At 27.3% G+C, this 11,684-nt stretch carries 10 protein-coding genes and 1 pseudogene; all 11 read left to right on the top strand.

Translation table 11 applies throughout. The features are described from left to right. Positions 1-75 precede the first annotated feature (75 nt). Positions 76-1,443, top strand: a pseudogene (locus BQ5450_RS01835) (DNA helicase); the annotation flags it as partial. Between the two features lie 43 nt (positions 1,444-1,486). Then, positions 1,487-2,140 carry a DNA-binding protein gene (locus BQ5450_RS01830; RefSeq protein ID WP_071125774.1) on the top strand — a complete coding sequence of 218 codons (654 nt, stop codon included), beginning with the start codon at positions 1,487-1,489 and terminating at the stop codon, positions 2,138-2,140. Between the two features lie 287 nt (positions 2,141-2,427). Beyond that, a complete protein-coding gene (locus BQ5450_RS01825; RefSeq protein WP_071125773.1) occupies positions 2,428-3,975 on the top strand; it encodes a sensor histidine kinase in 1,548 nt (515 codons plus the stop codon). After that, entirely contained in the window at positions 3,947-4,552 is a 606-nt protein-coding gene (locus tag BQ5450_RS01820; RefSeq protein ID WP_071125772.1) for a response regulator transcription factor, read from the top strand. Before BQ5450_RS01825 ends, BQ5450_RS01820 begins: the two co-directional genes overlap by 29 nt. Positions 4,553-4,799: 247 nt before the next feature. After that, a complete protein-coding gene (locus BQ5450_RS01815; RefSeq protein WP_071125771.1) occupies positions 4,800-5,315 on the top strand; it encodes a VanZ family protein in 516 nt (171 codons plus the stop codon). 261 nt (positions 5,316-5,576) lie between these two features. Continuing rightward, on the top strand, positions 5,577-5,924 hold the full coding sequence (locus BQ5450_RS01810) for an SPASM domain-containing protein (RefSeq protein WP_071125770.1): 348 nt from the start codon (positions 5,577-5,579) through the stop codon (positions 5,922-5,924). A 2-nt stretch (positions 5,925-5,926) separates the two neighbouring features. Then, positions 5,927-6,307, top strand: a complete 381-nt coding sequence (locus BQ5450_RS01805) for a hypothetical protein (RefSeq protein WP_071125769.1) — start codon at positions 5,927-5,929, stop codon at positions 6,305-6,307. 534 nt (positions 6,308-6,841) lie between these two features. Next, the gene (locus BQ5450_RS09430) at positions 6,842-6,964 is read left to right on the top strand and encodes a class III lanthipeptide (RefSeq protein ID WP_199820644.1); all 123 of its coding nucleotides are present in this window, start codon (positions 6,842-6,844) and stop codon (positions 6,962-6,964) included. A 236-nt stretch (positions 6,965-7,200) separates the two neighbouring features. Continuing rightward, a complete protein-coding gene (locus BQ5450_RS01795) occupies positions 7,201-7,935 on the top strand; it encodes an ABC transporter ATP-binding protein (protein ID WP_071125767.1) in 735 nt (244 codons plus the stop codon). A 1-nt stretch (position 7,936) separates the two neighbouring features. Continuing rightward, positions 7,937-9,604: an FtsX-like permease family protein gene (locus BQ5450_RS01790; RefSeq protein ID WP_234346980.1), complete on the top strand. Its 1,668-nt coding sequence runs from the start codon at positions 7,937-7,939 to the stop codon at positions 9,602-9,604. Between the two features lie 296 nt (positions 9,605-9,900). After that, complete coding sequence (locus BQ5450_RS01785; RefSeq protein WP_071125766.1) at positions 9,901-11,475, top strand: ATP-binding cassette domain-containing protein; 1,575 nt, start codon at positions 9,901-9,903, stop codon at positions 11,473-11,475. The last annotated feature ends 209 nt before the right edge of the window (positions 11,476-11,684 follow it).

The following is an 11,684-nucleotide window of genomic DNA, read 5'->3' as shown; positions in this document are numbered from 1 at the left end:
GAGCCGTGTGAGGGGAAACTCTCATGCACGGTTCTTAGAGGGGAAAGGGATAGTAATATCCTCGACCTACTCGACCAGACAATAGAGAATAAGCAGAAATTCATATCCCAAATAATGACAAGCAAGACACCTGTGCGTGTTGCTGAAGATGTTGATTAAGCAAGTTTATCTTATTCAGAAATTAAGGCTTTAGCTACTGGCAATCCTCTGATTAAAGAAAAAATGGATTTAGATAACGAAGTTACAAAACTAAAAATGCTGGAAGCAAACTACAAGTCTAATAAATACAAGCTTGAAGATAAGATAAATAAAATTTATCCTCAAAGTATTTTAAAAACTGAAATGGAAATACAAGCAGTTAAAGAAGATATTGCAAGTGTTGAAAAATTAGGAGAAGGAGATAGTAAATTCACTTCAATTAGTCTTGGTGGAAATAAAATTTTAGATAAGAAAGAAGCTGGAGAGAAGTTATTAGAAGAAATAAAAAAGGTAAAGATAAATGATAGCAAGGTTATTGGTAAATATAGAAATTTAGACTTACAAGTTTCATATAACTTTATGACTAATACTCACACTTTTAAACTCCTAGGAAAAGCAGAATACTTCGGAGAGTTTTCAAATTCTACTGATGGTAATATAACAAGGCTTGATAATTCCATTGAAAAAATGACCGCAAGACTTGAAAGATTAAATCAAAACCTTGAAAACTATAAAGAATCTTTAGAAAATGCCAAAGTAGAATTAACTAAACCATTTGAAAAATCTGATGAGTTAAGGGATAAGACACTAAGACTAGCTGAAATTAATAAACTTTTAGATATGGGAGAAGTAGAAGAATTAGAAAACCAATCACCATTATTAGAAGATTTAAAGAGGGAGATAGTTGATTATTCTAACTACGAGTTTTCAGAATCTAATAGCTATGAAGACTTTGACAAACTATATCCTGATTTAAGTCATATAGGACTTGCCTATACAGAAACACCAGATGGTAAGCATGCGATTCAGTATGAGGTAAATTTGGTAGAAAAAACATGGACTCAGTATGTAGATGATGTTGCTATTAGAACAGAATCTTTTGTAGAAGAAGATATATCTAATTCACAAGCTTTTAAAGATATGACTGAAGCCATAAGGATGTAAAGTTTTGATGATCTGGTATCAGTAGATGAAGAAGATTTAAAACAAGCTTTAGGATTAGAAATAGATGATGGTGGAAACTTCTATGATCCACTAGCAAAAGATCTTGATAATGACGGAATACCAGATAGGTATGACAATGATTTTAAAGATAGTGATTACTTTGAATCAACTTATGATGTAGAGGATAATCTTCACGCAAAGGAAGAGAAACCATCAATATTGGGACAAATATCAAAATTCAAATCAGAAGAAGAAAAAGATAAAAATCAAGAAAAAAGTGAAAAAGGACAAGAAAGATAGAGGAGAGCGAAAGGCTCTCCTTATTTAGCACGAGGAGGAAAATATGGAATACAAAGATATTAGAGAAAACTTAGAAGAAATGATGAATGATAACTACAAGGATTTTATAAAAGCACTTGTGAGCATAGAAAAAGGCATTAATGATGAAAAGGCACTTGAAGAAGTCTATGTTTTATATATGAACAATGACACAACAGGTCTACTAAGTGATGACTTTGACTATATGATTGATGATATGAAAGAACAAGGTAAGATTGTTGAAAATGTCAGTGATATTGAAGGAAAAGACGATCTTATAAATCTCGTGGGTAATATAGCAGGTCAAGTAGAAAATCTTGAAAGAGAAAATGCAAATGGAGAAAAGTTTAAAGTAAGTAATTTTTCGATTGTTTCAAAAGATGATGACGGAAATAAAGTTTATACCAATTGTTCAGCCTATGGAGATAAGACAAAAGATTTAGAAAATTTTAAACAAGGAGATTTTGTTAAAATATTCGGACAAGTAAAGACAAGCATTGACAAAAACGGAAAGGAACATAAGAATGTTCGTATTTTATCTTCTAAGCTCTTAAAAGCAAAAGAACAAAAGATTCAAGATAAAGATAAAAAGTCCATATTAGAGCAAATAAAAAGCTTTAAGACAGATGACAAAGTTAAGTCAAATAAGAAAGACCATAGCAAAGATACAGAGAGATAAATATCGGCAGTCTTCGGACTGCCTTTATTTTTTTGTCATATTTAAACAGATTGTATAGTGACGTTAGGTATGATACACAAAAGTTAGCTGTAATTATATCTTTATACGCCTATAATAGTATTAAAAGCTGAAGTTAAAATAGAGACACAAAAATATTACAATATATTTAAATTTGCAATTTATAATAGAATCTCATGTATAATTTTAATAGATCCTTTTCGGAGTTAAGAAAATCAGATTGTATATAGATAAAGATTATAGGGTTTAAAATATAAAAGGAGGGCAGGATGAAAAAACAAGATTTGATTTTAATTACACATATTTTATTGCAAGTTATTTTGTTTATGCCTATAGCGCCATTTATAAGATATCAACAGAGGCTAGATATAGGAATTTTAATAGTTTTTTTACTAAGTATTATAAATTTCATATCCTATATTATATGCATATTAAATTCTGAAAAAAAATATATTTTAATCCATAGCCTAGTAGTTGAATTATTTATTATTTTTAATTTTCTAGAAGACTTAATATTAAGAGACTTAATAATAGGTAAACACATCGAACTATTAATATATAGCTTGATACTATTTGCAAGTTTCAATCTTTTAAGCTCATCAAATAGAATTAAGTTCATGCCATTAATTACAACTGTAGGGATTATTATATCAATAATAATGATGAAATTTAATACTTATTTAGCATCTTCAATATTTAATTATGTTGTGATTATTTTATTATTGACTCCAATAATATTATATTCAAATGATAAGAATATTCGAAAATATGAAAGCAAGACAATTATAATATTGCAAACTTTATTTATAATAACTTTCTTCATATATAAGAAGTATGAAGGTTTAGGTCTAGTTTCAATAAGTGAGTATCAATTATTTACATCTATATTCCTTGAATCTATATTGATGTATAGGATTAGTAAGACGAAAATTAAAAGTAGTTTAATATATTTTTCCCAATCTTTGAGAAAAATATTTCCTGAATTTTTAATTTTGTTTCTAATGCTCTATTTAACATCATTATCTTTTTCAGGAGTTATATTATTTTCTTTAAGCTTTTTCATATTTTTAGTAGAATTTAGATTGTTTGAAAAACATAAAAAATCCAACTCTATAACTTTTGAGGAAATGTTGGATAACTATTATGTGGAAAAACATAGAAATTTAGAAATTGAAAAATTAAATACTCTAAGGATACAGACATTTTTACATGATGACATTCTACAGATAATAATAGCAATACGAAGGTGGATAGAAGATAATCTATCAGGATCTGGTAAACAATATATCATAGAAAATCTGGATAAGTTGAACGAATTGATTCGCCATGAAATAAATGCATTTAATCCAATGCTGAATGACTATAGCTCCCTATATGACGCATACAATAGACTTATAGTAGATATAGAAAGCATGTATTTAAATAATAATATGCTCATAGAATTTGAATGTGATAGAAATATAGACTTGCCGAATCCCTACGCTGAGTTAATCTATAAATGTATCAATGAATTATTAATAAATGCACTAAAACATTCAAAAGGCTATAGTACGGATATTATTCTCAGGACTTTAGAAGATAAAATTCATCTTACAATAAAAAATTATGGAGATTATCTAGAAGATGAAGAAAAAATAGTAGAGGGAAATATAGGCTTAAACATTTTAAGGTTAAACTTAAGAGAATATGGTGGGAAATTTGATTTTGATATTTCTAAAAATCAAAATGAATTAGATGAATCATTTGTCGAATTTAAAATTGAAGTTCCAGTAGATAGGAGGGTAGTAAATGAAAATCTTATTAATAGAAGATCATAAAATGGTCGCAACTTCTTTAAAAATGAGCTTAGAAACAGATGAATCTATTTCTGTAGATATAGTAAATGATGTTAGAAACCTTAGTATAAATGAATCCGTATTTTACTATGATTTGTTACTTATAGATATTAATTTGACAGGAATAGAAGGAACGATAAATGGTTTAGATGTTGCTGAAGAACTGATTAATAAGTACAAAGATCTAAAAATAGTAATTTTAACAGCCTATAAATTAGATTTTTATATTAAAAGAGCAAAAAGAATTGGATGTAAAGGATTTATTTCCAAAGAAGAAGAGACAGCTAAACTAATAGAGGATATAAAATCCATAGCTCTTAAAGGAGAAACTATCTTTCCAAAAGAAAATTATATGCTAGAGCCATTAACAAAAAGCGAAATTCATATAGTTAAACTATATTCAAACGGACTATCAAGGAAAGAGTTAGCTAAAGAACTAAATACAAATGTAAGAAGTCTAGCAGTATCTTTATCAAGAATATATCAAAAGTTAGGCGTTAGAAATTACCAAGAAATGATAGATAAAGTGCGTGAATTAGGATATGTTGATTCATTTTAGAGACAAGCATTAGAATTTTAGAATTCTAGTGCTTTTTTATTCACAAAAGTTAGCTGAAGTGAAAATACAGAGGATATATAATCAGCTAAAGAGGACCCAATAAACTAAAATAAAAAATGAAGAGAGGAAATTTATGAAAGAGCATTTAAGCAGGAAGATGTTTTTCCTTGGAGTTGGAATTTTTGTGATTTCTTACTTACTACCAGTAGACATTTTTGAACTGGCTTATTGAAGAGGAGAACTTTATATGAATAGAAATAAAATAATTAATATAATATTTTATATAAGTGGATTCATATACTTATTTATATTAATCATGTTTTTATTTAAAGGGTTTGGGAAAAGAATGGATTCACGATCTATAAATTTAATTCCATTTAAAACAATATTTAACTACATAACTTTATTTGCTAGCCCTAAATTTGGATTTTCCATAGAAAATATTGTTGGCAATATTTTATTATTTTTGCCAATGGGGATTTATTTAAATGTAATAACAAATCGGAATAGAGTAAGTTTAACCATTATCATTTTGATTAGTATTTTAGTGGAAATTATTCAATATTTGTTCAAATTTGGCATTTTAGATATTGACGATATCATATTGAATTCTATTGGTGGATTTATAGGAATAAAGACTTATAATTTTCTACTAACTAAATTCAAAACAAGAGATAAAATAAAAAGAATCACTATAGCAGCTTCTATAATGATATTTATTTTGATATGCCTTGTTTTATTTTATCAAAATATATATTTATAGTAAAAGAATATGGGATAATATAAATGAATATAAGTTAAAATAGGGGCTAACCAGCTATTTTACGGAGATATAATTTATGTTATGAGAAAATATATTTATAAATAAATGGATGATTTAATTAATCTTTATTAAAGAATAAAACTTGAAATTATTCAATTATTACACTTATTGAACTAGTATCAACTATTATCCAAGTGATATCTACAATGATTTTAGATTATTTTTGAATAAAGAATTAAAGATATTTAATTTATTTAATATATGTTTCCAGATGAAGATACTGAGAAAAATGATTGTATTCCAAAGATAGATTCTAAAGGATACATATATTTATGCCAGTTAGCTGCAGGAGAAAATAATAGGATAGGTAATATCAGAAATAAATCTCTAATAAATACTATTGCCTCTGATGATTTCAATATGACTTTAAATAGACTGAAGAAAATTCAAAATGAAGTTAAAGAATGTGATAGATGTGTTTGGAAAGATTTTTGTGGAAGAGGTTGCATTGCATTATCTATAATGACTGGAGAAAATAAAACAGATGGGGAGTGCGAATTTCGCAAATATAATTTTGCTAATGCATTGTTTTGTAAAGGAGATAAATAAAGATGACTAAAAAAAATTTGTTTTATATTATGATTGTATGTGTATTGATTTTTGTTGGGATTTTTATATTTATTAATAATAAAGCACCTGAAAATAACTCACTAGTAAATTCAGCAAATGTTGAACAATATTTTTCTGAGGTTAATATTCCAAATCTTAAATATTCAAATGATAAATTAACATATAATGGCAATCTAGTAAAAGGTTTTTTTGATCCTATAGAAGTTGCAAAAAAGAATGGTAGATATGTTGGTTTTGTTTATTCAAATAATGATTCTGGTGATGGAATACTTTTGATTGTCCGTAGAGATGAAAAAAATAAAATTATAGGGGTTGAGAAAATTACTCAAGAACGTTTAACTAAAGAAGTGTTGGGAAATTAAAAACTTAGGATGCTTTGATTACGATATACAATTAAGCGAAATTGAAAAGATAGCAGAAACAAAAAGCTTTTATAATATTGGGCTATTTAGAGGAGCTGCTGGGATATTACAGTTAAAAGCTAATATGAAAGGAAAAGATAGAGAGTTATATTTGAGTAGATTTATAGATATGCTTAACATATATTTAATAGAACGAGATGATGATATATGGGTTCCAGGGGAGTTTTGTTACAAACTATCAGAAGATGTTTTTTCTGGAAGAGCTGGGTTATTGTTAGTGCTTCATGATGTTTTGACTGAAGAACGAGACTCTTGGCTTCAGCTTATTTAATTGAGATATTAAAACTGTTGCTTCTAAGAAAGTAATATATGTGCTTTTATGTGAAGTTTGAGTTTTGATATAAATTCTAACATTCTATGCTTTAAAATCCTAATTTTAATACATAGGATTGTTAGACTATTCTCCATGGTTTCATGAAGGATGTAAGCAGTAGATTTTTGAGTAGAAGTGGTTATAATGGGAGGTGAAATGCAATGTCAAATAAAATACTTAAACTACAAGAAATGAAGGCTAACGAAAGCAAAGTAGTTTCTAGAAAATCTAGTCAAAGCAATAGTTGCAACACTAGAAGTTCAATTAGCATCGCTTGTAAATAGTTGTTCATTTAGTATAGGCTATTGAATACAAAACTAAAATTACAAGAAATAAAGGATAACTCAAGCAAGGTGCTTTCTAGAAAATCTGGTTAAAACAGTAGTTTCAATGCTATAAGCCAAATAGCAATTGCTTAAAGTTAGTCCTAAATAATGAAAGAAACTATTAAATAATAAGACCGCCTTTAAGTTAATTATAATTTTGGTGGTCTTATTTCTTTAAAATTGGAGATGATTTTATGGAGGTTATTAAAGTAAAAAACCTTTACCATACTTTTGATGGAAGTAACTATATTTTAAAAGATATATCTTTATCATTAAAAAAGTCTGAGTCAATAGCGATTATGGGACCTTCTGGTTCAGGAAAGTCAACACTTCTTTATTGCTTATGCGGGATGATAAGAGCTAGTAGAGGGGAGATTTTATTTTTAAACAAAGATATTAGGTCGCTTTCCGCAAGAGAGTTAAATGAACTGTATAGAAAAAATTTTGACTTTATATTTCAAGATATTAACTTAATTCCTGTCTTAAATGTAGAAGAAAACGTTGAGCTGAAAAATAGTCTTATCAAAAAAAGACTAAATATGAAAGAATTAAAAGAAACTTTGCATCTGTTAAATTTAAGTGGTAAAGAGAAGTCTTATCCAGCAGAATTGTCTGGTGGTCAACGACAAAAGGTTGCCATAGCCAGGGCTCTTTTATTTAAACCAGACCTTATTTTTGCAGACGAACCTACAGGGGCACTGGATACCAATTCTTCTTACAATGTTTTGGAGGAAATGAAAAAGCTGAATGATATAGGTACAAGCACTATAGTTGTAACACACGACCCTAACGTAGCGATTCAAATGGACAGAGTACTATTTTTGCTTGATGGTCAGATTAGTCAAGAAATTAATAAGCCAAGCATCGGAGAGATTTTAGAAATTTTTACAGATCTTGAAGAAAACAAGAAATTAGGAGGGAAAGATTAAGATGAAAGTAAAAATTGCTATAAGGATGATTTGGAAAAATAAGCTAGTTAACTTATGGATGTTTTTAGCTATGACCTTAATTTCTATAACACTAAGTTTAACATCTGCGTGGTATTTGGCTACATTAAACCCAAATAATGATTTAATTTTTTCTACATTTAATAGAAAAAAAAATAATCTTATACTTGGAGACTTAGTGAATGGATCTCAACTTCAATTTTTAATGATTTTATTTTTTGGGTTTTTACTTTTAGTAGGGACAATTTATTTTTCAATAAAGCAGGAAGATAAAGATTGGGCTCTTTTAAAACTTAATAGTCTAAATAATAAAGAGATTATTGAAATTCTTTTATTTAGAACTTTAATTTTAAATATTATAGCTTCGGTTCTTGGAATATTTTTGTCTAGATTTTTTATAAAAGCTTATGTAAAGTTTTTCTTTTATTTTATTTTCAAGCCAGGATATGATAGTCTTTTAATGGTTAATCTAAGACCAGGATTACAATCTAGCGTAATAAGTTTATTAGCTATTTTTGTTATGGTTATTATAGCAAGTTTAACAGCAAGCATAAATGTTATAAAGACAAGACCTATAGATCTATTTATTAAATCAAACGAGATAGCAACTCTTAGCAATAGAAATATTATTCTAAGAGCTATTATCGGTTTAATATTATTTTTCATATTTCTATATTATACTTTAATTAAGCCGGTAGAAACAGGGACTATAATAGATATTCAAGGAGTTGGAGCTTTAGCGATAGCTCTTGTTATAATTGTGGCCCCTATATTGATTCCGAAATTTTCTAGTTTAATAGCAAAAGTCTTGGTGTTAAAAAATTCGGCATTAGCTTCTTATTGTAGAGGTCGAGTTTTAATGAATACACAAAAAAATCTTTCGCTTGCCACACCCATTCTTTTAGCAGTTATAATACCTTCGATTTTTGCACTTTTTTCAGAGGTAAGTGTAGTAAGGATGAATAGAGAGTATAATGCTCAAAATAAGAAAATGGGAGAAGGGATATATGCCATTATAAATCCAACAAAAATAGATGCTTATGCTCAAGAAAAGCTATTAGAGATTAAGGGTACACAAGATTTAATAATTACAAACACTTTAAGCTATTATGATGCTGCAGAAGATGATCATTATGTAGGAGTTAATTACATTAATGATAAGAGTCTTATGGTTAATTTAGACCTCGAGGCAGGAAGTATAGATAATATATCTAAAAATAAGATTGGTGCAAGTAATGATTATGAACTTGGAGATGAAATAAAAATTACATATTATAATGGAGAAGAGAAGACATATAATGTGGTAGCAGTTTTTAAATCTGTGCCTTACCTGTTATTGCCGAAAATATATATTGACTATAATTCAAATGAATTCTTGCAAGGACTTGAAAAGATTGATAACAAGTTATATATGAGTAACTCAAGCATTGGAAAGGCTGAATTAGAAAAGAAAGTTAAAAAAATTTTACCAAGTTCAAGAGTTTTGACAGGTTCAGAAGATGTAAACGAATACTTAAAGAATTTTTCTGATCATGAATTTACAACAATAAAATTTCTTTATTTCCCTTGTATGATTTTAGCGTTGGTAATTATTGCTCAAAATATAATATCTTTAATTTCTTTTAAAGAAGCTGATTTTAACTCTTATTGATTTAGATTGGGCTTTACTAGAGGGGAAATAATTCTAGAAAATTTAGTAGAAATTCTGGCTACTATTTTTTCCGCCAATATTATGATAATTATGGTAATTTCTATAATGTTGGTTAAATTTACCAAGGAATTTAGTATAAATGAAATTACTATAGGAGCAAATCTTCCAATTAAAGTGTGTCTATATTTAAATATATTTTTTATTATAATATGTATTGTTATTACTGTAATAGTTTGTTTGTTGAAGACAGAGAAAACTAAAATGGTGGATAGGCAAATTTAAAAGGCTTGAATATTATGAAAATTACAGATTTATTGCAAATAGAGGTAAAAAAGTTTGTTTTTTTGGTAATTTTATATATACTATATCCAGCTATGGATATAGTGGCTGCATTGCAGCTAGCTACAAGTGTAGATAGGCTTATCGAGGGCAATGTGTTCTCCTTCATTAATTATTTAATAATAGCTACATTTTTTTGGACAATATCAGTTTTTTTCAGAAATTACGCTAACATAAAGGAACAAATATTTTTACAGTTACTTTCTAAAAAATTACGAACCCTAAGTGTAGGAAGAGTTTGTGATGACTTAAATAACAATGAAGGGATTGTTGACTTTTCTAAATACATAAATATGATGACTAATGACATTATATTAACAGAGAAGAGTCTTGGTTCGTTATTAAAATTTTTTTCTATATTAAGTACCATTATTTTTGTAACACTTGCGCTTATCAAATTCCACTATATTATATTTATAGTATCAACAATTTTAGGTATTGTGATGATTAAAATTCCTAAACTTTTTGAAGATAGAATAAAAAAAACTACTGATGAAGTTTCTTTTGCTAATGAATCATTGCAAAGAAATATAACAATTTGGCTAAAAGGAAGCAAAGTGTTAAAGCATTTTAGAGCAGAAAATATGCTTTATAATATTAGTGAAAAGTATTCGGATTTGATTAAGAAAGCTAAAGTTGAACAGACGAAATGCATAACGAAGTCCAATTTTATTGTGAGTATTATGAATATATTTAGTCAGATTATTATATTAGTAATAACTGGTATTTTATCTTACAAAGGGAAAGTGTCTTTAGGATCAATTATTTCAGTTGTGAGTATATCTGGACAATTATTTAATTCATTGGATGAGTTTGGAGAGAGTTATGCTGAAGCGATATCATCTAATTTTTTGTTAAAGAAGTACAGTCTAATGGAAAAAGCGAATCCAAAGGATAAGATAATTTTAAGAGAATCTATAAAACTGAAAAATTTATCTTATAATTATGGTAATGAACAAATTAAATTTCCAGATATTATATTTAATGCAGGTGGAAAGTATATAATCTCAGGGAAAAGTGGAGTAGGAAAAACAACTTTACTAAATATAATTTTTGGTTCTTTAGAGAATTATAAAGGAGATATTTTTTGGGATGATATAGATTATAAAGATTTAAACTTGGATAAGGGCATTTCATATATATCTCAGGACCCTTATATGTTTTTAGGAACTATTAAAGATAATATTATTTTGGATAAAGAGTATGATAAAAACTTATTTAATGAAGTTATAAAAATAAGTATACTACATAGTGTTATAGAATCATTACCTCTTAGAGAAAATACAGAAGTAGATAGTGATAATATAAAGTTTTCAAAAGGGGAAATTCAAAGAATAGCAATTGCAAGAGCGTTATATCATAAAGAAACGGTATTAATTATAGATGAAGGTTTATCTAATATAGATAAATATAATGCAAAATATATAGAAAAATATTTGTTTGAGAATCAAGGGTTAACAGTGCTTATGGTAACTCATAATTTAAGTAAAGAGACGGAAAAGATTGTATCAAAAATTATCAAATTAAAGTAGTTTAAAATGATTATTTTAAAACTACGGATGTATAAACTTGAAAAGTATATTATGAGTAATCATTGTACTGCAAGTATTATATACTAATTAGATTGTTAGATTAAGATTATAAAATACATTATTAGTTGTTGTTAGTATAATAAAAATAAGTAGATGTAATCGTCATAAAAGGTTAGGATATTAACCTATCTTATTAAATTTAGCGTAAT

It is taken from the genome of Peptoniphilus lacydonensis, assembly GCF_900106515.1.
Classification (GTDB): Bacteria; Bacillota; Clostridia; order Tissierellales; family Peptoniphilaceae; genus Peptoniphilus_A; species Peptoniphilus_A lacydonensis.
Note: the sequence above shows the minus strand (reverse complement) of the source record. Positions and strands in the feature narration are given on the sequence as shown.

Excerpts from the sequence above, each read along its gene's own strand:
- BQ5450_RS01830 (WP_071125774.1), top strand. The coding sequence starts at position 1,487 with ATGGAATACAAAGATATTAGAGAAAACTTAGAAGAAATGATGAATGAT.
- BQ5450_RS01825 (WP_071125773.1), top strand. The coding sequence starts at position 2,428 with ATGAAAAAACAAGATTTGATTTTAATTACACATATTTTATTGCAAGTT.
- BQ5450_RS01820 (WP_071125772.1), top strand. The coding sequence starts at position 3,947 with ATGAAAATCTTATTAATAGAAGATCATAAAATGGTCGCAACTTCTTTA.
- BQ5450_RS01815 (WP_071125771.1), top strand. The coding sequence starts at position 4,800 with ATGAATAGAAATAAAATAATTAATATAATATTTTATATAAGTGGATTC.
- BQ5450_RS01810 (WP_071125770.1), top strand. The coding sequence starts at position 5,577 with ATGTTTCCAGATGAAGATACTGAGAAAAATGATTGTATTCCAAAGATA.
- BQ5450_RS01805 (WP_071125769.1), top strand. The coding sequence starts at position 5,927 with ATGACTAAAAAAAATTTGTTTTATATTATGATTGTATGTGTATTGATT.
- BQ5450_RS09430 (WP_199820644.1), top strand. The coding sequence starts at position 6,842 with ATGTCAAATAAAATACTTAAACTACAAGAAATGAAGGCTAACGAAAGC.
- BQ5450_RS01795 (WP_071125767.1), top strand. The coding sequence starts at position 7,201 with ATGGAGGTTATTAAAGTAAAAAACCTTTACCATACTTTTGATGGAAGT.
- BQ5450_RS01790 (WP_234346980.1), top strand. The coding sequence starts at position 7,937 with ATGAAAGTAAAAATTGCTATAAGGATGATTTGGAAAAATAAGCTAGTT.
- BQ5450_RS01785 (WP_071125766.1), top strand. The coding sequence starts at position 9,901 with ATGAAAATTACAGATTTATTGCAAATAGAGGTAAAAAAGTTTGTTTTT.